At 67.8% G+C, this 26,579-nt stretch carries 25 protein-coding genes; 9 read left to right on the top strand and 16 right to left on the bottom strand.

Features of this window, described 5'->3' with window-relative positions; translation table 11 throughout:
* Nucleotides 1-4: 4 nt before the first annotated feature.
* Both hpnK and hpnI read right to left on the bottom strand, forming a co-directional pair.
* On the bottom strand, nt 5-844 hold the full coding sequence (hpnK, locus tag K2X73_RS09705) for a hopanoid biosynthesis-associated protein HpnK (RefSeq protein ID WP_294110319.1): 840 nt from the start codon (nt 842-844) through the stop codon (nt 5-7).
* On the bottom strand, nt 841-1,962 hold the full coding sequence (gene hpnI / locus K2X73_RS09700; RefSeq protein WP_294110318.1) for a bacteriohopanetetrol glucosamine biosynthesis glycosyltransferase HpnI: 1,122 nt from the start codon (nt 1,960-1,962) through the stop codon (nt 841-843). Before hpnI ends, hpnK begins: the two co-directional genes overlap by 4 nt.
* Before the next feature lie 118 nt (nt 1,963-2,080).
* Here hpnI and K2X73_RS09695 point away from each other — a divergent pair, with 118 nt between their 5' ends.
* Together K2X73_RS09695 and K2X73_RS09690 are read left to right on the top strand one after the other, a co-directional pair.
* Complete coding sequence (locus K2X73_RS09695) at nt 2,081-2,404, top strand: hypothetical protein (RefSeq protein ID WP_294110316.1); 324 nt, start codon at nt 2,081-2,083, stop codon at nt 2,402-2,404.
* Between the two features lie 59 nt (nt 2,405-2,463).
* Nucleotides 2,464-2,985 (top strand): hemerythrin domain-containing protein, encoded by a 522-nt coding sequence (locus K2X73_RS09690; protein WP_294110313.1) that lies wholly within the window; start codon nt 2,464-2,466, stop codon nt 2,983-2,985.
* Here K2X73_RS09690 and K2X73_RS09685 read toward each other — a convergent pair.
* From K2X73_RS09685 to K2X73_RS09675, 3 genes are all read right to left on the bottom strand, one after another.
* Nucleotides 2,982-3,890, bottom strand: a complete 909-nt coding sequence (locus tag K2X73_RS09685) for a DMT family transporter (protein WP_294110311.1) — start codon at nt 3,888-3,890, stop codon at nt 2,982-2,984. The genes K2X73_RS09690 and K2X73_RS09685 overlap by 4 nt on opposite strands.
* A gap of 85 nt (nt 3,891-3,975) precedes the next feature.
* Nucleotides 3,976-5,043, bottom strand: coding sequence for a deoxyhypusine synthase (locus K2X73_RS09680; protein WP_294110310.1), 1,068 nt, complete (start codon nt 5,041-5,043; stop codon nt 3,976-3,978).
* Nucleotides 5,044-5,118: 75 nt separating this feature from the next.
* Nucleotides 5,119-6,339, bottom strand: a complete 1,221-nt coding sequence (locus K2X73_RS09675; protein ID WP_294110309.1) for an alanine racemase — start codon at nt 6,337-6,339, stop codon at nt 5,119-5,121.
* A gap of 142 nt (nt 6,340-6,481) precedes the next feature.
* Here K2X73_RS09675 and K2X73_RS09670 point away from each other — a divergent pair, with 142 nt between their 5' ends.
* Nucleotides 6,482-7,444 carry a threonine/serine dehydratase gene (locus tag K2X73_RS09670; protein ID WP_294110308.1) on the top strand — a complete coding sequence of 321 codons (963 nt, stop codon included), beginning with the start codon at nt 6,482-6,484 and terminating at the stop codon, nt 7,442-7,444.
* Nucleotides 7,441-7,620: a hypothetical protein gene (locus K2X73_RS09665; RefSeq protein ID WP_294110306.1), complete on the top strand. Its 180-nt coding sequence runs from the start codon at nt 7,441-7,443 to the stop codon at nt 7,618-7,620. The genes K2X73_RS09670 and K2X73_RS09665 overlap by 4 nt, the downstream gene beginning before the upstream one ends.
* Nucleotides 7,621-7,745: 125 nt before the next feature.
* On the opposite strand, the gene K2X73_RS09660 is transcribed toward K2X73_RS09665, so the two are convergent.
* Entirely contained in the window at nt 7,746-8,402 is a 657-nt protein-coding gene (locus K2X73_RS09660) for an alpha/beta hydrolase (protein ID WP_294110304.1), read from the bottom strand.
* A 93-nt stretch (nt 8,403-8,495) separates the two neighbouring features.
* On the opposite strand from K2X73_RS09660, the gene K2X73_RS09655 reads away from it, so the two are divergent.
* The 3 genes from K2X73_RS09655 to K2X73_RS09645 are packed head-to-tail and all read left to right on the top strand — an operon-like array spanning nt 8,496 to nt 10,935.
* Nucleotides 8,496-9,542 (top strand): aminotransferase class V-fold PLP-dependent enzyme, encoded by a 1,047-nt coding sequence (locus tag K2X73_RS09655; RefSeq protein WP_294110302.1) that lies wholly within the window; start codon nt 8,496-8,498, stop codon nt 9,540-9,542.
* Complete coding sequence (locus K2X73_RS09650; RefSeq protein WP_294110300.1) at nt 9,539-10,606, top strand: cysteine desulfurase family protein; 1,068 nt, start codon at nt 9,539-9,541, stop codon at nt 10,604-10,606. The genes K2X73_RS09655 and K2X73_RS09650 overlap by 4 nt, the downstream gene beginning before the upstream one ends.
* Nucleotides 10,603-10,935 (top strand): 2Fe-2S iron-sulfur cluster-binding protein, encoded by a 333-nt coding sequence (locus K2X73_RS09645; RefSeq protein ID WP_294110298.1) that lies wholly within the window; start codon nt 10,603-10,605, stop codon nt 10,933-10,935. Before K2X73_RS09650 ends, K2X73_RS09645 begins: the two co-directional genes overlap by 4 nt.
* Nucleotides 10,936-10,952: 17 nt before the next feature.
* Here K2X73_RS09645 and K2X73_RS09640 read toward each other — a convergent pair whose 3' ends face one another.
* The 8 genes from K2X73_RS09640 to K2X73_RS09605 form a co-directional block, all read right to left on the bottom strand.
* A complete protein-coding gene (locus K2X73_RS09640; protein WP_294110296.1) occupies nt 10,953-11,852 on the bottom strand; it encodes a cation diffusion facilitator family transporter in 900 nt (299 codons plus the stop codon).
* Between the two features lie 113 nt (nt 11,853-11,965).
* Complete coding sequence (locus K2X73_RS09635) at nt 11,966-12,658, bottom strand: HAD hydrolase-like protein (protein ID WP_294110294.1); 693 nt, start codon at nt 12,656-12,658, stop codon at nt 11,966-11,968.
* Nucleotides 12,609-13,076, bottom strand: a complete 468-nt coding sequence (locus tag K2X73_RS09630; RefSeq protein WP_294110292.1) for an EF-hand domain-containing protein — start codon at nt 13,074-13,076, stop codon at nt 12,609-12,611. The genes K2X73_RS09635 and K2X73_RS09630 overlap by 50 nt, the downstream gene beginning before the upstream one ends.
* A gap of 66 nt (nt 13,077-13,142) precedes the next feature.
* The gene (gene queA, locus K2X73_RS09625; RefSeq protein ID WP_294110290.1) at nt 13,143-14,168 is read right to left on the bottom strand and encodes a tRNA preQ1(34) S-adenosylmethionine ribosyltransferase-isomerase QueA; all 1,026 of its coding nucleotides are present in this window, start codon (nt 14,166-14,168) and stop codon (nt 13,143-13,145) included.
* A gap of 54 nt (nt 14,169-14,222) precedes the next feature.
* Nucleotides 14,223-14,816 carry a malonic semialdehyde reductase gene (locus tag K2X73_RS09620; RefSeq protein ID WP_294110288.1) on the bottom strand — a complete coding sequence of 198 codons (594 nt, stop codon included), beginning with the start codon at nt 14,814-14,816 and terminating at the stop codon, nt 14,223-14,225.
* 20 nt (nt 14,817-14,836) lie between these two features.
* Nucleotides 14,837-15,409 carry a NifU family protein gene (locus tag K2X73_RS09615; RefSeq protein ID WP_294110286.1) on the bottom strand — a complete coding sequence of 191 codons (573 nt, stop codon included), beginning with the start codon at nt 15,407-15,409 and terminating at the stop codon, nt 14,837-14,839.
* A 31-nt stretch (nt 15,410-15,440) separates the two neighbouring features.
* Complete coding sequence (locus K2X73_RS09610; protein ID WP_294110284.1) at nt 15,441-16,499, bottom strand: patatin-like phospholipase family protein; 1,059 nt, start codon at nt 16,497-16,499, stop codon at nt 15,441-15,443.
* Between the two features lie 66 nt (nt 16,500-16,565).
* Nucleotides 16,566-17,435 (bottom strand): aspartyl/asparaginyl beta-hydroxylase domain-containing protein, encoded by an 870-nt coding sequence (locus K2X73_RS09605; RefSeq protein WP_294110282.1) that lies wholly within the window; start codon nt 17,433-17,435, stop codon nt 16,566-16,568.
* A 231-nt stretch (nt 17,436-17,666) separates the two neighbouring features.
* Here K2X73_RS09605 and K2X73_RS09600 point away from each other — a divergent pair, with 231 nt between their 5' ends.
* On the top strand, nt 17,667-20,573 hold the full coding sequence (locus K2X73_RS09600) for a M16 family metallopeptidase (RefSeq protein ID WP_294110280.1): 2,907 nt from the start codon (nt 17,667-17,669) through the stop codon (nt 20,571-20,573).
* Nucleotides 20,574-20,576: 3 nt separating this feature from the next.
* On the opposite strand, the gene mfd is transcribed toward K2X73_RS09600, so the two are convergent.
* Both mfd and K2X73_RS09590 read right to left on the bottom strand, forming a co-directional pair.
* Entirely contained in the window at nt 20,577-24,029 is a 3,453-nt protein-coding gene (gene mfd, locus K2X73_RS09595; RefSeq protein WP_294110278.1) for a transcription-repair coupling factor, read from the bottom strand.
* A 141-nt stretch (nt 24,030-24,170) separates the two neighbouring features.
* Nucleotides 24,171-24,437 carry a succinate dehydrogenase assembly factor 2 gene (locus K2X73_RS09590; protein WP_294110276.1) on the bottom strand — a complete coding sequence of 89 codons (267 nt, stop codon included), beginning with the start codon at nt 24,435-24,437 and terminating at the stop codon, nt 24,171-24,173.
* Between the two features lie 71 nt (nt 24,438-24,508).
* Between K2X73_RS09590 and recG the strand changes: the two genes are divergently transcribed.
* The gene (gene recG, locus K2X73_RS09585; RefSeq protein WP_294110274.1) at nt 24,509-26,569 is read left to right on the top strand and encodes an ATP-dependent DNA helicase RecG; all 2,061 of its coding nucleotides are present in this window, start codon (nt 24,509-24,511) and stop codon (nt 26,567-26,569) included.
* Nucleotides 26,570-26,579 lie beyond the last annotated feature (10 nt).

Raw genomic sequence — 26,579 nt, 5'->3', positions numbered from 1 at the left:
ACGCTCACGCGCGCAAATCGGCGAACCGCACTGGCCCCCCAGCGGCCGCCACCCCAGCCATCACGCGCGGATCGAGCAGCGCGCCCAGCTCCGCCTCGTACGAATAGCCCGGATAATGGCCCGGATAGGCGTCGTCGGTCGCGGGATGGGCGTAAATCTCGGTCACGCCGTCGGGCACGTGCGGGAGCAACCCCGCCAGGCGATCCGCCGTCACTGCGCCGCTCCAAGCAAGACCGAAGACTTGATCGGGCACCGACAGTCCAGCGCGCCGCAACCGGCGGCGCAGCAGCTTCGCCCACAGCCCGGCGATGCGCGCCTCGGCGCCAAGCTTGACCGGCTCGACCGCCGCGAGCGGGGCGAAGGGTTCGACCGGCGCACGCACCGCCTTCATGCCAAAGCGCCGTCCGATGGCGATCACCAGCCCCGCGATCGTCGGGTGCAGGTGGAAATGCTTGTGCGCGTTGACATGATCGAGCGGCAGCCCGGTGCGCGCGAAGGCCGCGAATTGCGCGGTGATCTCGGCCGCGAGTTGCGCGCGGGCGGCGGGCTTGAAGAACATCGTCGCTCCCGCGCGCGCCATATCGGTCCGGAAGCGACCGCTCGTATCGACCAGATCGGGCAGCTGCTCGGGCGGGAGCGCGGGCACGCCCTCCACCAGCACCAGATGCAGCCCGACGCCGAGCCGGGGCAGCCGCCGCGCGCGCGCGACGGCATCTTCGGCCGCAGGCCCTGTCACCATCAGGCTCGCGCAGCTGAGGACGCCATCGACATGCGCGCGCTCGACCGCCTCGTTCACTTCGAACGCGGCGCCGAAATCATCGGAGGTGACGATGATCCGCTTCATTGCGCCTCGATCCGCCCCGCCTCGCGCATCGCGAGCCGCGCGCCGCGCCACTCGACGCGGCGGACGAAAAAGCAGCTGACATGGACGCCGAACGTCAGCAGATCGCGCAGCGGCAGCAGCAGCCAAGGCGCGGTCTTGCACCCAGTGAGCCCATCCACCACCGCCGCAACCGTAAGCCTTGCCCCGATCGCGAGCGCCACCAGCGCCCCCGTCGCCCAACCGGGCGCGATCGCCAGCGCGGCGAGCGCGAAGGGCAGGGGGTGGAGAAGTGTCATCCCCACCATCCCGCCGGGCTTCAGATCGCGCACCGTCGCCGCCCAGCGCAGTTCGTGGCGCAACAGCGCGGGCAAGCTCGGCTCGACGCTACCATGGGTGACGATCACCGGCGCGAGCGCGACCTTCAGCCCTTGCGCGCGCACCGCCGCGCCGATCGCGTGATCATCGGCCAAAATGTCGGCGAAGGCCTCGAACCCGCCGATGCTCGCCAGCATCTCGCGGCGCAGCGCGATCGTCGACCCCATGCACGCGTCGCCGGTGCCGAGCGCGTCGGTGAACAAGACGCTGGGGAGGAACTGATAGCTCAGCATCGCCGCGCCGAGCAGCGACCAGAAACCGCCATCGCCGCGCCCGGCATAAGCGCAGGTGACGGCGCCCACCCCCGGCGTCGCAAGTGTCCCCGCGATGCGAGAGAGATAACCGCGCGGGGCGGCGATGTCGCTGTCCGAAAGCACGACCAGGTCGGCGTCGGCGGCGGGAGCCATGTTGACCAGGTTGCCCACCTTGGCGTTGGCGCCGTGGCGACGTGCATCGGCCACCAGTACCGCGCGGCGATCAGCGCCGGTGGCAAGCGCGGCGACCGCCTCGGCGGCGGGGTCGTCCTCACGCTGGATGCCGGCGACCAGCGTGATCGGCGCGGCCCAATCCTGATCGAGAAAGCTCTGCAGGTTGGCGCGCAATCGGGGCTCGGCGCCATGCAGCGGCTTGAGCAGACTCACGGGCTCTGCACGCCCGGGCGGCGCGGCACCAAAGCGCGCGCCGAAGCGCCAGCTCGCCCAAGCCGCCGCCAGCACCAGGCCGCTCCCGATCGCGGCTATGCCTCCCAGAATGATCACCAGCATCGCCCCGGCGCTTGGCACCCCCGGCGTGCCGCTGTCAAAGCCTGCGCGGTGCCCCCGCGCGCGGCGTGAAGCGTTTTGGTTCTTGCTGCATCGCAGCAGGCGGGTAGAAATGGCGGTGATGAGTCTGGAAGAACCTACCGGCCCGGTGCCGACGCTGCTGGCGGCGATCGTCCGGCGCAACTGCGTGACCGCGACCTATAATCGCGGAACGGTGACGCTCGCCCCGCACATCCTCTACACCCGGCATGACGAGCTGCATGTCGACGCGGTCGCGCTGGAGCGCGACGGGAAGGCGCCGCGCGAGCTGAAGCTTGGCACCTATCGCCTCACCGGCTTGGGCGACATCGCCGCCGCCGAGCGGCCTTTCTACCCGATCGAGGGCTTTGATCCCGCCGCCGAACGATACCAGGGTACCACCCTTCTCGCGGTCGACCGCGCCTGAGCGCGGAACCGGGGGCGCGCGCGAGCGATTGAAGCCGCGCCGGTTCCAGGAGGGTTAGCATGGCCAAGTCGAGCAAGCCGCAGGACGCCATCGCCCTGCTCAAGGCGGATCACCGCGCGGTCGAGGCGCTGTTCGAAAAGTTTGAACGCGCGCGCGGCGAGGCGACCAAGCAGGGCATCGCCGAGCATATCTGCCGCGCGCTGATCGTCCATGCCCAGATCGAGGAGGAAATCTTCTACCCCGCCTGCGAGGGCAAGGTGGACGACGACATGCTGAAGGAAGCGCGGGTCGAACATGACAGCGCCAAGCTGCTGATCCGCGACATCCTGGCGGGCGGCCCCGACGATGCCTTTTACGATGCCAAGGTGAGTGTGCTCGCCGAACAGATCGAACATCATGTCGGCGAGGAGGAAGCGCGGCTGGAGGGGATTTTCAGCCAGGCGCGGCGTGCTGGGTTCGATCTCGTCGCGCTCGGCACCGAACTTCGGACCCGCAAGGAAGCGCTGATGCGCGAGTATGAGCGTGAGTTGCCAATGCCAGAATTGAGCGCGGTGAAGCTGCCCGACGCGGTGCGCGCCTAAACGGGCTCGGCCATCGCCCCTTGCGTCTTCTCGCGCGCGCGCACCCGCTCGCGCCAGACGATGTAGAGGCCCGAGCCGATCACGAAGGGCGCGCCCATCCACGTCGTCCAGCCGGGAAGCACGCTGAACAGCAGCCAGCCGAACAGCGTCGCCCAAATAAGGCCGGTATAGTCCATCGGCACCACGATCGACACCGGCGCGAGCTTCAGCGACGCGGTCATGAACAATTGCGCCACGCCGCCACACAGCCCGACGAGCACCAGCAGGCCCCAAGTGGCGAGCGGATGCGGCATCGCGGTGAGCGCGAAGGCGATGCCGGTCGGCGGCACCGAAAGCGCGGAGAACCAGAACACGGTGGTCGCCGCGCCCTCGGTCTTGCCGATCTGGCGCAGCAGGATCGAGACGCCGGCGGAAAGCAGCGCGCCCATCAGCCCGGTGAAGACGCCGAGCGGCACCATTCCGCCGCCCGGCCGGGTGATGATCAGCACGCCGATGAACCCCGCGAGCACCGCGCCCCAGCGGTGCCAGCCGACCTGCTCGCGCAGCACCACCGCGCCCAGGATCGTCGCCCAGATGGGGAGGGTGAATTGCAGCGTGGTCGATTCGGCGAGCGGCAGCAGCAGGATCGTGCCGAACACGAAGCACATGCTCGTCAGCCCCATCGCGGTGCGCAGCAAATGCGCGCCGATGCGGCGAGTGGCGATCGTGCCGAGTCCGGGGCCGGCGGCAATCCACAAGGTCACCGGAATCAGCGCCGCGCTTTGGCGGAAGAACATGATCTCGGCGAGATGCGCGCCGCCGGCCTCGGCGAGTTTCACGACCGCGTTCATCACCGCGAACACGAATACCGAGGCGAGGCGCAGAAAAATGGCGAGCAGAACGCGATCGCCGGCGGGCTGAGGCATGGCGCAGGCTATCGGCCCTTGCGCGCCGCGTGGCAAGCCGATGCCGCGCTCCCTGGCGGGAAGCACGGCATCGGGCACAATTCGATCAGGCGAACAGCTGCGCCCAGCGGCGCTTCGGACGGTTCTTCCACAGCGCGCGGTGATAGGCGTCCGACGCGAGCAGCGGCATCACGCTGCCGGCCTCGGCGAACACCATCTGCTCGATCGCGGTCGAAACCTTGCCCCAGCTCGCCGCCTCTTGCAGCGTCGAGGACGAGCAGGCGCCGTCGCGGACATCGGCCACGGTGATCTGCACCGCGTATTTATGCACCGCCACATCCTCATGCCCCAGGATTTCGGCGCAGACGACCGTGTCCTGGATGAAGTTCTTCGGCACGCCGCCGCCGACCATCAGCAGGCCGCTCTCGCCGGCCTTGATCTTGATGTCGGTCAGCTCGCGGAAGTCCGCCACCGCGTCGATCATCAGATAGGGCTTGCCCTCCTTCATCCGATCGACCTGATGCTTGACGAGGCCGAAGCCCGCCGAGCTATCCACGAACGCCGGGCAGAAGATCGGCACGTCATGCTCATAAGCGAGTTTGACGAGGCTGTTCTCCTTTTCGCCGTGCTGGCTGAGGTAACGGCCCATCTCACGGATGAAGGCGCGGCTCGAATAGGCGCGCGGTTCCAGTTCGTTCGCGATCTTGTTGATCGTGAAGTCGCAGTCCTGCAGCTGCTCTTCGTCGATATAGGTGTCGTAGATGCGGTCGATATAGAGCGAGCGCAGCGTGTTATCATCGGGCACTTCCAGCGCCTGATAATGTTTGTGGCCGAGCCCTTCGAAGAAATCCATGTCGACGATCGTTGCGCCGGTCGCGACCACGCAATCGACCATGTTCGAGCGGACCAGCTCGGCATATAGGTCCATGCAGCCGCCGGCCGAGGTCGAGCCCGCGATGACCAGGAAGATCGTGCAATCGGGATCGGCGAGCATCTGATTGTAGATGCCGGTCGCACGCGCCAGATCACGGCTGGTGAAGCTCATCTTGCCCATCGAATCGATGATCGGGCGCGCGTCGAACGAGCGGATGTCGACATGCTCGACCTTGGTGGAGAGCAGTTCGGCCTTGCGGGTATCGTTGATGGCGCGTTCGGGCGCGTGGGTATCGGTCATCTTCAAACTCCAAAGGCCCCTTGCCCCCAGAGGAGGGGCAAGGGGTGTTCGTTGTTCAGTGTTGGCGGTGCTGCGTTACAGCTTCACGACGTTGGTCGAAACCGCCGCTTCGGGCAGATCGGTATAGAGCGAGACCATCGGTTCATCGTCCACGACGATCGTCTCGGTCGCGCCGAAGCCATTGAAGCCGGTGCGGAGCGCGGCACCATAAGCGCCGAGCATCCCGATCTCGATATAATCGCCGGCCCGCACGTCCGCCGGCAGCAGGAACGGACCGGCCATGTGATCAAGATCGTCGCAGGTGGGACCGTAGAAGCTGAACGGCATGTCGCGCACGGTCGACTCGGGCTCGCGCAGCAGCGCGACCGGGAAGCGCCAGCCGATATGCGCTGCATCGAACAACGCGCCATAAGCGCCGTCGTTGATGAACAGCTCGTCGCCGCGGCGCTTTTCCACGCGCACGATCAGCGAGCTATATTCGGCGCACAACGCACGACCCGGCTCCGCCCAAAGCTCCGCCGAATAGCTGACCGGCAGGCTTTCGAACGCGCGGTGGATCGTCTCGAAATAGCGCTCGAGCGCCGGCGGCTCCATCCCCGGATAGGCGGAGGGGAAACCGCCACCGACATCGACGACATCGACCGTCACCGCCGCTCCCACGATCGCCTGGCGCACGCGCTCCATCGCGTTCGCATAGGCGTCGGGCGTCATCGCCTGGCTGCCAACATGGAAGCAGATGCCCAGCGCATCCGCCGCCTGACGAGCCTGGAACAGCAGCTCTTTCGCCTCATCCGGCGCGACGCCGAACTTGGACGCGAGGCTCAGCTTCGAATGTTCCGACGACACGCGCAGCCGCACGCAGAGCGTCAGGTCGGTCGCTCCCTGGGTCGCGCGCATGATCTTCGCCAGCTCTTCCAGGCTGTCGAGCGAGAACACCCGCACGCCATGCTCGAAATACGCCTCGGCAATCGCTTCCTCGGCCTTGACCGGGTGCATAAAGCACAAGGTCGCCTCCGGCAGCGTTGCCGCGACGAGCCGGACTTCGCCAAGCGAAGCGACATCATAATGGGTGATGCCATTTGCCCACAGAACCTTGAGCAGGTCCGGCGAGGGATTCGCTTTTACCGCATACATCGAGCGGCCCGGAAACTTCTCAACGAAGAATCGAGCGGCCCGCGCCGCGGCGTGGGGGCGAATCAGCGTTACCGGCTGGACCGGGCGCATGGCGAGGGCGATCCCGCGAGCGGAATCGAAACGGGCAGTAGCTAGCCCCAGCGCGCTATGGTGCTTGTGCAACTCAAGGGACCTCCAATTGCCTTGCGGCAGACGTTGACCAAAAGCTGCCTTGCGGTTGGAAGTCCCATGGGGCAGCGGACGTGCGAGATAGGGAGCTAGCAGGCGTGTGTAAACAGCCAATTTGCGGGGGCGGGGAAATTTTATGACAGTTCGAAGACAGCCGACGCGCGCCGGGGTGCGCGATGCCGCGGCGAAGGTGGCGGCGGTCGTTCCGGCGACGCCCCTGTTCGCCCAGACGATCAATGGCGTGGAGGTGTTCTTCAAGGCCGAGTGCCTGCAGCCGATGGGCGCTTTCAAGCTGCGCGGCGCCTGGCACCGGCTGACCGCGATCGACGCCGATCAGCGCGCGGCAGGGGTGGTCGCCTTCTCCTCGGGCAACCATGCGCAAGGGGTCGCGTGGGCGGCCAAGCGGCTGGGGATGCCGGCGGTGATCGTGATGCCCGCCGACGCGCCGGCGGTGAAGCGCGATTCGACCCTCGCGCTTGGTGCCGAGGTGGTGAGCTATGATCGGATGCGCGAATCGCGGGAGGCGATCGCGGCCGGGCTCGCTCACGCGCGCGGCGCGGTACTGGTGCCAAGCTTCGACGATGCCTGGGTGATCGAAGGGCAGGGGAGCTGCGGGGTGGAGATCGCGCAGCAGCTGACGGCGCTGGGGCGTGACGCGCCGGCGCGCGTGGTGGTGCCGTGCGGTGGCGGCGGGCTCGCGGCCGGAATCGCGCTCGCTTTGCCCGAGGCGGCGATCACGATCGTCGAGCCCGAGGGGTGGGATGACATGCGCCGCTCGCTCACGGTCGGGGCGATCGAGCCCGTAGGCCCGCACGCGCCGCCGACCGCGTGCGACGCGCTGATGACGCCGCAAGTCTCGCCACTCACCTTCGACGTGCTGATGCGCCGCAAGGCCGAGGCGCTGGCGGTGAGCGAGGCGGAAACCGCGGCGGCGCAGCGCTGGGCCGCTTCCAAGCTGCGGCTGGTGGTGGAGCCGGGCGGCGCGGTCGGCCTTGCCGCGTTGCTCAGCGGCAAACGTCCGGTCGAGCCCGGTTCGGTGGTGGTGCTGTCGGGCGGCAATGTCGATCTCGACGGCTATGCCCGGACGCTCGCCGGATGAGCCCGCCGCTCACCCCGCTCGCGCGGGCGTTGCTGTCGATCGTGATGCTGGGCTCGATCCTGTGCGCGGGCGGCGGTGCTTGGCTGCTCGCCAAGCGGCGCGAACAGCGCAAGGCGTGGCTGCTGCTGGTGATGGCGCTGGTGCTGCTAGGGAATGTGCTGGTGTGGACCTTGTGAGCCGAGCCCATACGACGATAACTTCGTCACGGGCGAAGCCCGTGCCGTCGGTCGGCGCTATGGCACCGCCGGCCGGGCGCGCCGCTGGTTGCGATTTAGCTGCGCTAAATCGTTTGCGGCGCTCCTCACTTAATCGGGCAGCTCGGGTCCAGCCGGAAGTCCAGATAGCGATCGACGCTCGTCATCAGTTCGCCCATTTCGTCCTGGAAGAAATGGTTCGCGCGCGGGATCACGTCGTGGTGGATGGTGATGTGCTTCTGGGTGCGCAGCTTGTCGACCAGCTTCTGCACCGCGCTCGGTGTCACCACCTCGTCGCCATCGCCCTGCACGATGATGCCGGAGGCGGGGCAGGGGGCGAGGAAGGTGAAATCATACATGTTCGCCGGCGGCGCGACCGAGATGAAACCGCGAATCTCCGGGCGGCGCATCAGCAGCTGCATCCCGATCCAGGCGCCGAAGCTGACGCCCGCGACCCAAGTGGTGCTCGCCTCCGCGTGGATCGACTGCACCCAATCGAGCGCCGAGGCCGCGTCCGACAGTTCGCCGACGCCATTGTCGAACACGCCCTGGCTCTTGCCGACGCCGCGGAAGTTGAAGCGGAGCGTCGCGAAACCGCGCCGCTGGAAGGTCTTGTAGAGTTCCTGCACGATGCGGTTGTTCATCGTGCCGCCGCTCGACGGGTGGGGGTGAAGGATCATGGCGACCGGCGCGCGCGGGCGCGGCGGCGGCGCGAAACGACCTTCGAGACGGCCATCGGGGCCGGGGAAAATGACTTCGGGCATCGCACCTGGATCGAATAGGGGGCGCGCCAGTGGCGCAGGATAGAGCAACAGCTATATAGACGCCAACCCCGAAGAGGCAACTTTTTGCGAACAATGCCCCGTATCTATCTGGATCATGCGGCAACCACGCCGATGCGACCCGAGGCGAAGGCGGCGATGGCGGCGGCGCTGGAGCGTTGGGCCAATCCGTCGTCACCCCATGCCGAGGGCCGTGCGGCGCGCGCGGCGCTCGAGGACGCGCGCGCCCGGATCAAGGCCGCGCTCGGCTGGCGCGGCGAGCTGATCTTCACCAGCGGCGCGAGCGAGGCGCTGGGAATCGCCCTGAACCGCGCGAAGCTGAAGCGCCGGATCGTGAGCGCGGTAGAGCATGATGCAGTGTTTCGCGCGGCGCCCGATGCGGCGGTGGTGCCCGTCCGCGCGGGTGAAGTTGATCGAGGGGCGCTGGTCGCGCTGCTGGCGGGCGGTCCGGCGGTTGTCGCGATTCAGCACACAAATTCGGAGACAGGTACAGCCCTGCTGCCCTTCGCTGGCAGTAACGAGGTGGTGGACGACGTTCATGCCGCTGGTGGCATCGTGCTAATGGACTGTGCCCAATCGCTGGGCCGCGTGCCACCCCAGGTCGATCTGGCCGTGCTTTCAGCGCACAAGCTGGGCGGCCCGCCGGGGATCGGAGCGCTGCTGGTGCGCGATCTGGGGCTGCTCGATCCGGTAGGCGGGCACGAATTCGGCTATCGTCAGGGCACCGAAAATCTGCCTGCGATCCTGGGGTTCGCGGCGGCGGTGGAGGTGATGTCGGCTGGCTGGCGGGTTGACGCCGAAGCAATGGCCGAAGTGAAGAATGCGCTGTGGCGCGTGGGGGAGGTGATCGCCCCGGGCGTTCAGTGCGCCCACATCCTCGCCGTCGCCATGCCCGGCACGTCGGCGGCGGCGCAGCTGATCCGGTTCGACGCGATGGGCTTCGCGGTGTCGGCGGGCAGCGCCTGCTCGTCGGGTACGCTCAAGCGCAGCCGGGCGCTCGCCGCGTTCGGCGTGGACGAGGACACCGCCGCGCGCACAATCCGAGTGAGCTTCGGCTGGACCACCACCAAGCAGGAAATCGAAGCCTTCCGCGACGCCTGGCTGGAGGTAGCGGGGGCGTGATCTATCTCGATTACCAGGCGACCACGCCGCTCGCGCCGGAAGCGTTCGATGCCATGCTCCCCTGGTTGCGCGAGGGCCATGCCAACCCGCATTCGGCGCACGCGCCCGGCCGCGCCGCCAAGGCGGCGGTGGAGGTCGCGCGGGGACATGTTCTGAAACTGCTCCCTAAGGGCAAGCTCGCCTTCACCAGTGGCGCGACCGAGGCACTGAACTGGGCGATCAAGGGGACGCGTGGCCCGATCGTGACGATCGCAACCGAACATGCCGCCGTGCTCGATGCGGTGGCGGCGGAGGCGGCGCGCGGGCGGCCGGTGACGGTGCTGCCGGTCGATCCCCAAGGGCTGGTCGATCTCGAAGCCGCCCGGGCGGCGATCGTGCCGGGCACCGGGCTGGTCGCGGCCATGCTGGTCAATAACGAGATCGGGGTGATCCAGCCAATCGCCGAACTCGGTGCGCTTGCAAGGGCGGTGGGGGCGAAGTTGCTGGTGGACGCCGTGCAGGGCTTTGGCCGCGTGCCTCTGCCCGAGGCGGACTTCATCGCCTTTTCGGCGCACAAGATCCACGGCCCCAAAGGCATTGGCGCGCTGTGGTTCCGCGATGCGCCGCCCGCCGCGCTGCTCCACGGCGGCGGGCAGGAGCCGGAGCGATCGGGCACGCTCTCGCCCGCGCTCTGCGCGGGGTTCGGGGTCGCCGCGAAGCTCGCGGGCGTGCGCTTCGAGGAAGATACCGCCCATGTCGAGCGGCTGTATGGCATGGCGCGACAGGCGCTCGGCCCGGCCTGGACGATCAACGGCAGCCTTGAGCAGCGCTATCGCGGCAACCTGAACATCCGCCGCCCGGGGCTCGATGTCGCGCGGCTGACGAGCGCGCTGCGCAATATCGCCTTTTCGGCGGGCTCCGCGTGCGCGAGTGGCTCGGGGCGCACGAGCCATGTCTTGCGCGCGCTCGGCCTGTCGGACACACAGGCGCGGTCGAGCTTGCGGCTCGGCTTTGGCCGTTACACGCGCGAGGAGGAGTTGATGGAGGCGATCGAGCGGATCAACGCGGCGGCGGCGCGGCAATGATCCGCGTGCGCTTCATCGGCGCCGACGGGCACGAGCAGCTGGTCGAGGCAGCCACGGGCGATCGACTGCTCGATCTCGCTCAGGCGCATGGCCAGCCGCTGGAAGGCACGTGCGAAGGGCAGATGGCGTGCTCCACCTGCCATGTGATCGTCGATGCCGCCGATTTCGCCCGCTTGCCACCGCCGCGCGAGGAGGAGGAGGACATGCTCGATCTGGCGGTGGGCGCGACGCGCACCAGCCGGCTCGCCTGCCAGATCTGGCTCGAGCCCGCGCTTGACGGGTTGACGGTGCGGATGCCGCGCGAAACCCGGGATATGCGGGGACGGTAAGCGCGCCGTCGCGTGCCCTAATGATCGTGGATCAGGCAGGGCGCGCCCTGGTCGATCTCGATCTGGAGCGTCGGGTGATCGATCCCGAAATCGTGATGAAGCCGGTGGGCGGCCTCGCGCAGGAAGGCGTCGCCGGGGTGGCCGCCGGGCATTACCAGCCGCGCGGTGAGCGCGACTTCGGTGGTGCTCATCGCCCAGATGTGCAGATCGTGCAGCCGCGAGACGCCCGGCAGCGCGCGCAAGGCCTCTGCGACGCGCGCGGCATCGACGCTGCTCGGCACCGCGGCGAGCGCCATCACCACCGCCTCGCGCAGCAGCTCCCAGGTGCTCCACAGGATCATCGCGACCACCGCGAGCGAGGTGAGCGGGTCGATCCAGGCATAGCCGGTCAGCAGCACCAGCGCGCCCGCGATCACCACCGCCGCCGATACGCCTGCGTCCGCCATCATGTGGAGATAGGCCGCGCGCAGGTTCAAATCGCCGCGCCGCCCGCTCGCGAACAGCCAGGCGGTGAGCGCGTTCACGACGATACCCGCCGCCGCCACCGCCATGATCGTGGCGCCTCGGACCGGGCGCGGATCGCTGAAGCGCTGCACCGCCTCCAGCGCGATGCCGCCCGTCGCCACCATCAGAAACAGCGCGTTGGCGAGTGCCGCCAAGATCGTCGAGCCGCGCCAGCCATATGTGAAGCGCGGCGTCGCCGGGCGTCGCGCCAACGCCGATCCGCCCCACGCGACGAGCAGGCCCAGAACATCCGACGCATTATGGCCCGCGTCGGCGAGCAACGCGACCGATCCCGCCCACAGCCCCGCCACGACCTCTAGTGCTACGAACCCCAGGTTGAGCGCGATGCCGATCGCGAACGCGCCGCCATAATCTGCGGCATCCGGATGGTGGTGAGCATGGTTATGGCCCATTCCCCGGGGGATAGCCGAGCGAAGCCGCGGGGGGTAGCCCGCACGCGACGGGCGCATCCACTGCTTTTCGGGGGGCGTGCGTCGATCCGTGCACCACCGGCTGGCGGATGCCGCTAAGCTCCGTGTCCCAGCACGAAGGGCAGCACCTCGGTCGGCGTCTCGAACGCGGTGACGGGATTGAGTGCGGTCAGGATGTCGCGATTGGCATAGCCCCACAGTACCGCCGCGCCATCGACGCCGACCTTGCGCGCCGCGGTCAGATCGCGTGTCTCATCCCCGATCGAGAGGATCGCCGTATGCGGCAGCCGCGCGCGGCGGATCACCCGGCGGAAGCGCGGCGCCTTGCCGAATAGCGAAGCGCCGCACTCCCACTGTTCGATATGCCGGGCATTGTCCTCGCCCAGGATCGTGCGCGCGTTATGCTCAGCGTTCGAGGTCACGAGCGCGATCCGGATGCCGGCCGCGCGCAGATCGGCGAGCAGCGTGCTTACCCCGTCGAATAGTGCGATCTTGTGGGTTTCGGCTGCGAGCCGGCGGTGCAGATGGCGGGCGATGATTGGCAATTTCCAGCGCGGGATGCCGAGATGCTTGATCACCTCGCGCGTGGTGCGCCCACGCAAGCCCTCCACCTCATCGGGCGCGACCCGGCGGAAGCGGAAGCGATCGGCGAGATCGTCGGCGATCGACAGGAACCAGTCGCCCGAATCGGCGAGCGTGCCATCGAAATCGAGGATGACGAGCTGGTAGCGCAATCGCTTAACGCCGATCGCCGCGACCGCGTCGCCCGCCGCCCGGCCCCTCGCCAAAGCCGCCGCGGCCAAGGCCGCCGGTCAGCGTCAGCAGCTCGTTGCGGGTGATCGCGCCATCCTTATTGCGATCGAACCGGCTGAATTCGCGGGCGAAGGCGCCCTGCAGCTCGGCAAGGGTGATGCGATTGTCCTGATCGGCATCGACATCAAAGGGGCTGGGCAGGGCGTTGCGATCCCCCAGCCAGCGCTCGGCCCAATCGGCGAAGGCAATATAGCCGATGCTGCCCGCCTTCGTCGCGTCGCTCGCGGCGAAGCTTCGCGCGACGGCGGCGCTGAGTTCGGCAGGCGTCACCCTCGCGTCGCCGTCGGCGTCGCTCGCGGCGATGAACAGCGCCATTGGCTCGGCCATGATCGTCGATTGCGGCGGGGTGCGCGGATCACGCGGCGGTGGGGCTCCCTCCGGCTGTTGCGCCAACGCGGGCGCCGTGGCGAGAAGCAACAGGGGGGCAAGGCGACGCAGACTAGCTTTCACGGACGGCCTTCATGGAATGAGCAGCGACGAATCGCCATAGGAATAAAAGCGATAATCGTGCGCGATGGCATGGGCATAGGCCGCCTGCATCCGCTCCAGCCCCATCAGCGCCGAAACGAGCATGAACAAGGTCGAGCGCGGCAGGTGGAAATTGGTCATCAACGCATCCACCCCTTTGAAGCGATAGCCGGGGGTAATGAAGATCGCGGTGTCACCCTCGAACGGGCGGATCACGCGGTCGTCGCCCGCCGCGCTTTCGAGCAGACGTAGCACGGTCGTGCCAACCGCCACGATTCGCCCCCCACCCAAGCGTATGGCGTTCAAGCGATCGGCGGTCGCCGCGTCCAGCCGGCCCCATTCGGCGTGCATCTGGTGATCGTCGGTATCGTCGGCCTTTACCGGCAGGAAGGTGCCCGCGCCGACGTGCAGGGTTAGCGTCGCGTGCTGGATGCCCGCCGCATCGAGCGCCGCCATCAGCTCGGGGGTGAAGTGGAGCGAGGCGGTGGGGGCGGCGACCGCGCCTTCCTGCCGCGCGAACATCGTCTGGTAGTCGTCGCGGTCGCGCGCGTCGATCTCCCGCTTGCTGGCGATATACGGAGGCAGCGGCATGGTGCCGACGCGTTCGAGCAGCAGCTCGACGGGCTCGTCGCCTTCGAATTCGAGCGCGAAACTGCCATCGGCGGCGCGATCACGGGCGATGGCGGTCGCATCGGGGCCGAAGTCGATCCGGTCGCCATCGTGCAGCCGCTTGGCGTTGCGGATGAAAGCGCGCCAGCGGCGCGGGCCTTCGCGCTTGTGCAGCGTCGCGCCGATGCTTGCCTCGCCCCGCCGGCCCTCGAGCTGGGCGGGGATGACGCGGGTATCGTTGAACACCAGAATATCGCGCGGGGTGAGCAGGCGCGGCAGATCGCGCACGCCCGCGTCCTCGAACGCAGCGGGGCGCACCACGAGCATCCGCGCGGCATCGCGTGGGCTCACGGGGCGCAGCGCGATCCGCTCCTGCGGCAGCTCGAAATCGAAAGCGTCGACCTTCACCTCACCCTCCCGCCGCGCGCCATGGCGCGAGCGGGCGGGGCAGGGCAAGGATTTTCAGGCGATGCTGTTGAACCGCGCGAACGGCGGGCGCGGCGACCGGGGGAAGATCGTCGCCGGATCGCCCACACCCAGCGTTGCGATGAAGTTCGATTTGATCTGCGGCGTGTCCGCGAAGAAATCGGCGTCGAGTGCTGCGTTGTTGAAGCCCGACATCGGCCCGACATCGAACCCCAGCGCGCGCGCGGCGATGATCAGATAGGCGCCCTGCAGCGTCGCGTTGCGCATCGCCGATGCCTGGCGCAGCGCCAGATTACCCTCGAACCAGCTTTTCGCATCGGTATGCGGAAACAGTTCGGGCAGATGCTCGTGGAAATTCTCGTCCATGGCGACGATCACGGCGGCGGGCGCCGCCTTGATCTTCGGCGCGTTGGTGCCGCTGGCGTGCGCCGCGAGCCGATCGCGCGATTCCTGGCTGAGGCACCAGATGAAGCGCGCGGGCAGCTGATTGGCGGAGGTCGGGCCGAACTTCACCAGCTCCCAGATCGCGTGCGCGTCGGCTTCGGTGAAGGGCGCGTCGGTATAGCCATTCGCCGTGCGCGCCTCGCGGAAAATCCGGTCAAGCGCGGCGTCGCCGAGCTTCTCGTGCATCACACGTCCTTTCATTGGGGCTAGACCGCGCGAACCTCGGTCACTTCGGGTACATAATAACGCAGCAATTGCTCGATCCCGTTCTTGAGCGTCGCCGTCGAGCTGGGGCAACCGGCGCAGGCGCCGTGCATCGAGAGATAGACGCGGCCCTTTTCGAACCCGCGATAGGTGATGTCGCCGCCATCGCCCTGCACCGCGGGGCGGATGCGCGTCGCGATCAGATCCTGAATCTGCTCGACGATCTCGGCATCGGCCGGGTCGCTAGCGAAGGTCTCGTCCTCGCTCGGCACGCTGAAATCGGCGCCGCCCTGCTTGAACAGCGGCATGTCGGCGGAGAAGTGATCGAGCAGCAGCCCCAGCACGTCCGGCTTCAAACGCGCCCAATCAGTCCCTGGCGCGGCGGTGACCGAGATGAAATCTCGGCCGAAGAAAACGCCGGTCACGTCACCCAGATCGAACAGTGCTTCGGCGAGCGGGGAGGCGGCGGCGGCTTCCGCGGAGGCGAAGTCGCGCGTTCCCGAGGCCATCACGGCGCGGCCGGGCAGGAATTTGAGCGTCGAGGGGTTGGGCGTTGTTTCGGTTTCGATCAGCATGGGGATCATGTGGCGCGCGCGGCGCGAGCGATCAAGCCCGATCGGCCAGCCGCGCCGCCCATTCGTCCAGCAACACTGCGTTGCTCTTTTGTGGCTCGAACGGGTTGGTCGCCGCCAGCCAGTGTTCGACCAACCGGTTGATCGCGGCAATGTTGGCGGGGCTGGCATCGTCGAGTGCGTCGTTCACCCCCGCGAGCGGACCATCAATCCGGGTATAGCGGCGGTCCGCCGGCCTGATGTTGAGCAACTGGTTCATCTGATAGGCGGTGGTGCTCGATGCGCCCTGCATCAGGATCGAGATCAGCGGGTGGTCGCCGGCATGGAGCAGCCAGCCGATCGCGCCCCAACCGTCGATCAGGCGATAGGCATAGGGTCGGTTCTGGCTGCCGGTGCCGAGCGACAGCATTTCGATGCGATCCTCGCGCCAGCCGAGCTTCAGCGCCTCGACATAGGTCGCAAGGCTGGGATCATTGGCGAACACGCCACCGTCGATCAGCGTGCGCTTGGTGCGTTCGGGAGCCAGTTCCTCGATCCACGCCGGCGGGAAATAGGTCGGCGCGGCGGAAGTGGCGCGGGCGGCGTCGCGCAGCCGATAGTCCGCCTCGCGCGGATCGTTGCGATAGCCCGGGCCGCCCGCGAGGAACCGGGCCTGACGCGCGACGGTATCATAGGCGCAGAGCACGATATTGGTGAGCGCGGCGCTGAGCAGGCTCTCGCCCAACCGTTCGCGCAGCACGCGTTCGAGCGCGGCGGCGCTGTAGATCGGCCCGAGCAGACCCCGGAGCAGCTTGAACGGCACATTCGGAAAAATCTCGCGGCCATGATCGGCGTAGATCGACACCAGATCGGCGGGCGTGCAAGCGGCCACGCCCGCGACGCCACCCGGCGCCGCCAAGCCCGCGACGATGATCCCGCCGGTCGAGGTGCCGCCCATCAGATCGAAACATTGGTGGAGCGGCTTGGGCTGCTTGCCCCGGACGGCGCAGGCGTCTGCATAAAGCCGTTCCAACCGCAGCAGGATCAGCGCCGGCGCGAGCCCGCGAATGCCGCCGCCGTCCACCGTCAGGATGAAGCGCGTTCGCTGTTCCATACACTCCTCCCGCCAAGTGCGGCGGAGCGATTACCACGCGATGCGGCGTGTAGGCGAACGCTGGCGTTACCCGTCGAGCTGCTTCACCGCCGCGTTCCACGCATTGATATTGTCTCGCGCCTCCTGGACGAAAGCGGAGCGGCGGACGAAGCCCATGAAGAAGTCGGCGAACCACTTGCCCGGCTGGCGCAAGGGGCGCTCGAACTGGATCAGCAGGACGACGCGCGTCGATTCACTATCGTTCCACACCTCATGACGATAGGTGTCGTCGAACACGAGGGTCTCGCCCTCCGCCCAGCGGACGATCCGGTCCTTCACGCGCATCCGCACATCGCCATCGGTGGGGACGATCAGCCCCAGATGGCAGGTGATCAGTCCCTTGGTCACCCCGCGGTGATCGGGAATGTGGGTGCCGGGCGCGAGGATCGAGAAAAAGGCGCTGTTCAGGCCCGGCACCTGCTCCACCACCGCGGCCGTGCGCGGGCAGCGCGCCAGATTTTCCTCGATCGCATAGCCATAGCCATAGAGGAAAAAGGACCGCCACTTGTTCACCTCGGCGATCGAGCGGTGATCGGGCGAGATCGTGGCCAGCGATGGCGCCGCCTGGCCGACGAGCGCGACCGCCATCGCTTCGTCGCGGATCGCTCGCCAATTGTCGCGCAGCAATTGAGTCCAGGCGAAGTCGCGCACGTCGAGCACGGGATCGTTCGGCACCAGCGAGGAGGTGCCGATCAGATGATCGAAAATGCCGCGTAAAGCCTTGCCGAGCTTGATGATCGCCGGGCGGTTGCGCTCGGCCTTCATCTCGGCGCCGGGGGCAGGGGCGCCGGAAATGACGTTTAGATCGGGCACCATGCCGGCGGGCGCCTCATGCGCACCGCGATACGCCACTTCCTGGGCCGTAAACTCGTGTCGCGACAGGTTGGTGTCGGTCATTCATCCAGTTCCTGTTCGCACGCCCCGGCCGTGGATCACGCGTGGTGCCGTTTCTGCTGGACGAAGGCCTTTGCTGCTCTTGTTCGACATGGCGGCTAATGCTCTCATTCGGCGAAATAATGGCAAATCACGGCGGCTTCTTGGAGCTTTTCGCCATCGAAATGACCGGCGCTGGTAAAGGTCCGGCGTCGGACGCTGGCGCATGGCCCCGGGCGCGGCTAAACGAGTTGGATGACTCATGCGTTTCGGCGGTTGCCCGCCGCTTTCCTCGCCCTCGCCACGCTGTTGCTCCCGATCGGCGTCGGTATCGCCCAGCAGACCGCCCGCCCTACCGCGCAACAGGCGCCGGGTTGGCTGTATAAGGGCAGCGACATCACCCCCGATCCCGATTGGCGTTTTGGCGAGCTGCCCAACGGCCTGCGCTACGCGGTGCGGCGCAACGGGGTGCCGCCGGGCCAGGTGGCGGTGCGGGTCCGGATCGACGCCGGATCGCTCTATGAGGATGAAAGCGAGCGCGGCTTCGCGCACTTGATCGAGCATCTGTCGTTCCGCGGCTCCGCCTATGTGCCCGACGGAGAGGCAAAGCGCGTGTGGCAGCGGCTGGGGACGACCTTCGGTTCGGACACCAACGCGGTCACCTCGCCGGTTTCCACCACATACAAGCTCGACCTGCCCGGCGCGACCGAGGCGGGGCTCGACGAGAGCCTCAAAATCCTCTCGGGCATGGTCAGCCAGCCCAACATCACCGACCAGGCGCTGAATGCCGAGCGGCCCGTGGTGCTTGCCGAACAACGCGAGGCCCCGGGGCCGCAGGTGCGCTTTTCGGACGCGGTGCGCGAGACGTTGTTCGCCGGCCAGCCGCTCGCCGATCGCTCACCGATCGGCACGATCAAGACGCTTCAGGCGGCGACCGCCGACAAGGTGCTCGCCTTCCACGATCGCTGGTATCGCCCCGAGCGCGCGGTGGTGATCCTGTCAGGCGATGTCGATCCGGCGCTGATGGAACGGCTCGTCACCAAGAATTTCTCGAGCTGGCGCGGCAAGGGCGACAATCCGCCCGACCCCGATTTCGGCAAGCCCGATCCGAGCAAGCCGATCACCCGCGCGACCGCCGAAACCGCGATCCCGCCGCTGGTGCAGGTCGGCTTCATGCGCCCCTGGGTGTTCAACGCCGATACCGTGCTGTTCAACCAGAAGCGCATGGTCGATGTGATCGCGCTACGCCTGATCAGCCGCCGGCTCGAACAGCGCGCGCGCAGTGGCGGCAGCTTCATCGAAGCCAATGTCGCGATCGACGACATCCAGCGTTCGGCCAATGCGACCGTCATCTCGGTGGTGCCGACGACCGACTGGGTCGCGGCGTTGAAGGACGTGCGCGCGGTGATCGCCGATGCCGAGGCGACCCTGCCCGATCAGGCCGAGATCGATCGCGAGGTGGCCGAGTATGACACGCTGCTGCGCACCCAGGTAGAAACCGCGCGCGCGGAAGCCGGGGCGAAACAGGCCGATGATCTGGGCAGCGCGCTCGACATTCGCGAAACCGTCACCACCCCCGAAACCGCCTATCAGATTCTCCAGGGGGCAAAGCAGGCCAATTTCTTCACGCCCCAGGCGATTCAGGCCTCGACCCGGCGGGTGATGCAGGGGGCGTTGCGCGCGATCGTCAACACCCGCACCCCCGATCCCGCCGCCGCAACCAAGCTGACCCAGGCGCTGAAGGCCGATGTATCGAAGCTTGGCACCAAGCGCGGGCCGTTGGTGAAGGCCGATTGGTCGCAGCTTCCCGCACTTCCCGCGCCCGGCAAGGTCGTAGCGCGGCAGGCGCTGTCTGACCTGGGGATGGAGCAGGTGACGTTCGCCAATGGCGCGCGGCTGATGCTGTTCGCCAACAATGCGGAGGCCGGGCGCGTCTATGTCCGCGTCCGCTTCGGCGGCGGCTATAACGCGCTACCCGCCGACAAGCCGGCGCCGCTGTGGGCGGCGCCGCTCGCGCTAGTCCAGGCAGGGATCGGCACGCTCGACCAGGAAGCGCTCGACCAGCTGACCAACGGTCGGCGGATCGGACTGGACTTCGCGATCGACGACGACGCCTTCGTGCTCGGTGCGACGACCTCGCCACAGGATCTGGCCGATCAGCTGCGGCTGATCGCGTTGAAGCTCTACGCGCCACGCTGGGACGCGGCGCCGTTCGAGCGCGCCAAGGCCGCGACCCTGCTCGGTTATGACGGCTATAAATCGTCGCCGCAGGGGGTGCTGGGGCATGATCTGGAAGGCTTGCTCCGCGCCGGCGACCAGCGCTGGGCGACGCCCTCGCGCGCGGCGATCCAAGCGGCGACCCCGGCGCAGTTCCGCGCCTTTTGGGAGCCACTGCTCAAGACCGGCCCGGTGGAGCTGCAAATCTTCGGCGACGTGAGGGCCGAGGAGGCAATCGCGGCGGCCGCGCAGACCATCGGCGCACTGCCCTCGCGCGGCGATACACTCGAGCCGCCGACCAGCCCGAAATTCGCCGCGCACGTCACCCGCCCGGTCACGCGCACCCATACCGGCCCCGACAATCAAGCGGTGGCGGTGATCGCCTGGCCGACCGGCGGCGGGGTGGGGGGGATCAGCGAATCGCGTCGGCTCGACCTGATCGCGCAGATCTTCACCGATCGGTTGTTCGAGCGACTCCGCCAGGACGCGGGCGCGAGCTATTCGCCCAACGTCCAGAGCAGCTGGCCCGTCGGCCTGGCGAGCGGCGGACGTATCCTTGGCATCGGCCAGGTGCCGCCTGACAAGCTCGACTTCTTCTTCAAGCTGAGCCGTGAGATCGCCGCCGATCTCGCTGCCAACCCGATCGGGCAGGACGAGCTGCAACGCACGATCGGTCCCTATCGCCAGCTGATCTCGCGCATCGCGACCGGCAACACCTTCTGGTTCACCAACCTCGAATGGGCGACCTATGATCCACGCCGGATCGAGGCCTTGCGCGGGTTCAGCCGCGACCTCGCGGGCGTGACGCCCGAGGCACTGCGCGATACGGCGAAGAAATATCTGAAGCCTGAGAGCGAATGGACCTTCGCGGTGCTGCCACAGACCGCGCGCGCGGCGAACGACAATCGCCCCGCGCGCCCGGCCGGGCGGGCCAAGCGGCGGTAGGAATTACCCCGCCGCCTTGGCAAGACCCTTCGCCAGCTGCAGCGCGCCGTTCAGCCGTGCCTTCGGATCGCCCCAGGCGCGCGTCAGCACGAACTTGCTGTCGGGCCGCAGCTTCGCGATCGCCCCCAGCCGTTCGACATAAGCGAGCAGCCCCGGAACGTTCGGCGGGCGATCCTCATGGAAGCTCACCAGCGCGCCGCGCGGGCCAATTTCCATCTTGGCGATGCCCGCCTGTTTCGCGTGGAGCTTGATCTCGATGAGGCGCACGAGATTTTCGGTCGCATCCGGCAGGGCGCCGAAGCGGTCGATCAATTCGGCGGCGAAGGCTTCGATTCCCTGCGGCGCGTCGATCTCGTTCAGGCGGCGGTAGAGGCCCATGCGCAGATCGAGATCGGGAACATAATCCTCGGGGATCAGGATCGGCGCGTCGATAGTGATCTGCGGCGAGAAGTCTCGGCTTTGCTTCAGCTTGCCGCCGGCCTTGGCCTCTAGGATCGCCTCCTCCAGCATCGACTGGTAAAGCTCGTAACCGACTTCCTTGATATGCCCCGATTGCTCGTCGCCGAGCAGATTGCCGGCGCCGCGAATGTCGAGGTCATGGCTCGCCAGTTGGAACCCCGCGCCGAGCGAGTCGAGGTCGCTCAGCACCTTCAGGCGCTTCTCGGCGGTCTCGGTGATCACTCGATCAGCCGGCGTCGTGAGATAGGCATAGGCCCGCGTCTTCGATCGTCCGACGCGCCCGCGCAGCTGATAGAGTTGCGCCAAGCCGAAGCGATCGGCGCGGTGGATGATCATCGTGTTGGCGCTGGGGATGTCGAGCCCCGATTCGACGATGGTGGTTGAAACCAGCACCTCGAATTTCTTGTCGTAAAAGGCCGACATGCGCTCCTCGACCTCGGTCGGCGCCATCTGGCCGTGGGCGACGACATAACGGACCTCGGGCACCGACTCGCGCAGAAACTCCTCGATCTCGGGCAGATCGGCGATGCGCGGGGTGACGAAGAAGCTCTGCCCGCCGCGATAATGTTCGCGCAGCAGCGCCTCGCGCAGCACTACCGGGTCCCAAGGCATCACATAGGTGCGCACCGCGAGGCGATCGACGGGGGGCGTCTGGATCACCGAGAGCTCACGCAGGCCCGACATCGCCATTTGCAGCGTGCGCGGGATCGGGGTGGCGGTGAGGGTAAGGACGTGAACGTCGTTCTTCAGCGCCTTCAGCCGCTCCTTGTGCGTCACGCCGAAGCGCTGCTCCTCGTCGACCACCACAAGGCCCAGCCGCTTGAACTCGACCTGCTTCGCCAAAATCGCATGGGTGCCGATGACGATATCCATCGTCCCGTCCTGCAACGCCTCGCGCGTCGCTTTGGCCTCGGCGGCGGTGACGAGGCGCGAGAGGCGCCCAACTTTAAGCGGAAAGCCTTCGAACCGCTGGCCGAAATTCTGGTGATGCTGGCGCGCGAGCAGCGTGGTGGGGCAGATCACCGCCACTTGCAGCCCGGCCATCGCCGCGACGAAGGCGGCGCGGAGGGCCACTTCGGTCTTGCCGAAGCCGACATCGCCCACCACCAGCCGGTCCATCGGCTTGCCCGCGCCGAGATCGCCGAGCACATCAACGATCGCGCGGTCCTGATCGTCGGTTTCCTCGAACGGAAAGCGGTCGACGAAGGCGGCATAACCGCTCTCGTCCGGCTCGGCGACCACGCCCTCGCGCAGCGCGCGTTCGGCGGCGATCGCGATCAGCTCACCCGCGATTTCGCGGATGCGCTCCTTCATCCGCGCCTTGCGCCGCTGCCAGGCTTCGCCGCCCAGCTTGTCAAGGCTCGCGCCCTCGTCGCTGCCATAGCGGGTGAGGACGTCGATATTCTCGACCGGCACATAGAGCTTGTCGCCGCCCGCATATTCGAGCGCGACGCAATCATGCGGGCTTTGGCCGACCGGGATGGAGATCAGCCCGGTATAACGGCCGATGCCGTGATCGCTGTGGACGACGAGATCGCCGGGCGAGAGCGTCGCCAGTTCGGCGAGGAAAGCGTCGGTCGATTTGCGGCGCTTGGCGCGGCGCACCAGCCGGTCGCCCAGCATGTCCTGCTCGGTGAGCAGCGCCAGTTCCGGCCCGGTGAAGCCATGGTCGAGCGGCAGCACGGTGAGCGCGACATTGCCCGAGGCGGCAAGCCCTTGCGCCTCCTGCCAGCTTTCGGCTTTCATCAGCCGCTTGACACCGTGATCGGCGAGCAGCCCCGCCAGCCGCTCGCGCGCGCCGGGGGAGTAGCTGGCGAGCACCAGCTTCTTCTTGGCCTTGGCGAGCTTGGCGGCGTGATCGGCGACCGCTTCATAGACGTTCGCGCCCGATTGGCGTTCGGGGGCGAAATCGCGTGGGCCGTCGATGCCGAACTCGATCACCCGGTCGCTCTCAGGCTCGTGGAACGGGGTGAGCAGATGGACCTTGGCCGCCTCCAGCCGCTCGGCCCAATCCTCGCGGGCAAGGTAGAGCAGCTCGGGGGGCAGCGGGCGGTAGCTGCCGGGATCGGCCGATTGCGCTTTCACACGGTTGGCGTGGTAATCGGCGATCGCCTCGAATCGCGCCTCGGCCGCGCCGGGGACGCCGGCGTCGCGTAGGAAGAGCGCATCGTCGCCCAGATGATCGAACAGGGTCGCCAGCCGTTCCTCGAACAACGGCAGCCAATGCTCCATGCCCGCCAGGCGCCGGCCTTCGGACACCGCCTGATAGAGCGGATCGCCGGTCGCGCTCGCGCCGAACCGTTCGCGGTAGCGGCTGCGGAAGCGCTTCACGCTGTCCTCGTCGAGCAGGGCCTCGGACGCGGGGAGCAGGGTGAAGCCGTCGATCCGGCCCGTGGTGCGCTGGTCGGCGGGATCGAAGGTGCGCACGCTCTCGATCTCGTCGCCGAAGAAATCGAGGCGCAGCGCCTGCTCGGCACCGCTCGGGAACAGATCGACCAGCCCGCCGCGCACCGCATATTCGCCCGGATCGGTCACCGTTTCCACCCGGTGATAGCCGTTCGCCCGCAGCATCAGCGCGAGCCGATCGCGCGCGATGCGCTCGCCGGGCGCGAGCTTCGCCACCAGTTGGCGGATGCGGAACGGGGTGAGGGTGCGCTGGGTCGCGGCGTTGGCCGTGGTGAGGATCAGCTGCGGCTGCTCGCTCTTCGCCTGCAGCGCATGGAGCGTCGCGACGCGCTCGGCCATGGTGCGCAGCGTTGGCGAGGCGCGGTCATAGGGGAGGCAGTCCCAAGCCGGGAAGCTGAGTACCGCGAGATCGGGCGCGAAATAGGGCGCGGTCGCGGCGACGGCGCGCATCGCCGCTTCGTCAGGCGCGATCAGCACCACCCGCCCGGCGGCGCGGGCGAGGTCACCAAGCAGCCAGGGGACGAAGCCCGACGGGACGCCTGCCAGGGTGAGGGGGTGCGCGGCGGTGAGGATTTTTTGCAGGTCGGGCATGGGGGTCTCGGTCGTTGTCGGCGGGGGCGCGGTTGCCTCACCCCCTCACCCAACCCTCTCCCCCAAGGGGGAGAGGGCTATTCAATCATTCTTGTCAAAGCCCTCTCCCGCTCGCGGGAGAGGGTTGGGTGAGGGTGGCCCTTACTCCGCCACCGGCACATAATTCAGCGCCTTCAGCGCCTCCAGGATCGGCCCCCGGAACCGCGCCGGCGCCTCCGCCGTGCCGATCGCCCAGGCCATGATGTCGACATCCTGTTCCTCCAGCAGCGCCTCGAACAGCATCATGTCTTCATCGCCCCAACGTTGATGCGCGGCATCGAAGAAGCCGCCGATCAATAGGTCCGCCTCCTTGGTGCCCCGGTGCCAGGCGCGGTAGCGCAGGCGCTTCAATCTCGTCTCGCGGTCCATCGGGTTCCCCATAGGCGATTGGCCGGCAGCGCTTGGAGAACGCCGCCAGCTTGGATTAGGGCGAGATAGTCATGCGCCCCGAAATCCTCAATCCGCTGTTCGCCGAAGTCACGGTGCTCAAAGGCATCGGCCCGGCGCTCGCCAAGCCGCTGGAACGGCTAAAGATCGCGCGCGTGCTCGATCTGGCGCTGCATCTGCCGAGCGGCTGGATCGACCGCGTCGCGGTCGAGGAACTGGATATGGCGGACGCCGGACGGACGATCGCGATCACACTCACCCCCGTCGATTACCGGCAGAGCGGCAGCGGGCGGGGGCCGGTGCGCTGCCATGCAACCGACGCCAAGGGCAATTATGTGAGCCTCGTCTATTTCGGCGGCAATGCCGGCTGGGTGAAGAAGCTGCTGCCTTTGGGCGAGCCGCGCCGCGTCTCTGGCCGGCTGGAAATGTATGGGCAGGAACTCCAGATCATCCACCCCGATTATGTGCTGCCGCTGGACGAAGCCGGCAGCATTGGCGGGCGCGAGGCGATCTACCCGCTCTCGGAAGGGCTGACGTCGCGCCGGTTGGGGCAGCTCGCCGCGCAAGCGATCGAGCGCGCGCCGATGCTGCCCGAATGGATCGAGCCCGGCCTGCTCGCCCGTCGCGATTGGCCCGCCTGGCGCGCGGCGCTGGCGCGCATCCATGCCGATCCGCAGGACGCGAGCGCGCGAGCGCGGCTCGCTTATGACGAGGTGTTCGCCAACCAGCTCGCGCTGATGCTCGTGCGAGCGTCATCGCGTGCGCGGAAGGGGCGGGCACTGGCGGGCGACGGGCGGCTGCGGGCGATGCTCAACCTGCCTTACGCCCCCACCGGCGCGCAGGCGCGCGCGACCGCCGAGATCGAGGGCGACCTCGCCCAGAGCGCGCCGATGCTGCGCCTGCTCCAGGGCGATGTCGGCTCGGGCAAGACGCTGGTCGCCGCCATGGCGCTCCTGATCGCGGTGGAGGCGGGCGCGCAAGGGGCGCTGCTCGCGCCGACCGAAATCCTCGCCCGCCAGCATCATGACAATCTCCAGCGGCTGATGAGCGGGCTGCCGGTGAACCTTGCGGTCCTCACCGGGCGCGACAAGGGCCGCGCGCGGGAGGGCGTGCTGATGGGGCTGGCCGATGGCTCGATCGACATTCTGATCGGCACCCACGCGATCTTTCAGGAGGCGGTCGGCTATCGCGATCTTGGGCTGGTGGTCGTCGACGAGCAGCACCGCTTCGGGGTCGCCGAGCGGATGATGCTGACCAACAAGGGCCAGAACCCGCATCTGCTCGCGATGACCGCGACGCCGATCCCGCGCACGCTCACCCTCGCGCTCTATGGGGAGATGGACGTCAGCCGGCTCGACGAGATGCCCCCCGGGCGCCAGCCGATCCAGACGCGGGTGCTGAGCGAGGATCGGCTCGACGAGGTGGTCGCCGCGCTCGGCCGGCATCTGGAGGGCGGCGGCCAGGCCTATTGGGTGTGCCCCCTGGTCGAGGAAAGCGAGAAGACCGATCTCGCCGCCGCCGAGGCCCGCGCCGAGGCGCTCAGCGGCCGCTTCCCGGGCAAGGTCGGGCTGGTGCATGGCCGGATGAAGGGGCCGGACAAGGACCGGGTGATGGCCGACTTCGCCGGCGGACGCCTCGGCGTGCTGGTCGCGACAACGGTGATCGAAGTCGGCGTCGACGTGCCCAACGCGACGCTGATCGTGATCGAGGCGGCGGACCGCTTCGGCCTCGCCCAGCTCCATCAATTGCGCGGGCGGGTAGGGCGGGGGACGGGCGCCTCCAACTGCCTGCTGATCCGGGGGAGTGCGCTGAGTGAAACGTCGCGGGCGCGGCTCGCACTGATGCGTGACACCAATGACGGTTTCCGCATCGCCGAGGAGGATCTGCGGCTGCGCGGCGGCGGCGAGCTGCTCGGCACGCGCCAATCGGGCGAGGCGATGTTCCGGCTGGCGACGCCCGAATTGCTCCAGGAACTGTTGCCTGTTGCCACCGACGACGCCCGCCTGCTGATCGACCGCGACGGCGGCTTGAGTGGCGCGCGCGGGCAGGCGGCGCGCATCGCGCTCTATCTGTTCGAGCGCGATGCGGGGGTGGCGCTGCTTCGCTCGGGATAAACGCCCAACG

Source organism: Sphingomonas sp. (assembly GCF_019746665.1).
Lineage (GTDB): Bacteria > Pseudomonadota > Alphaproteobacteria > Sphingomonadales > Sphingomonadaceae > Sphingomonas.
The sequence above is the reverse complement of the archived record's forward strand: the minus strand, read 5'-3'. Positions and strand labels throughout refer to the sequence as shown.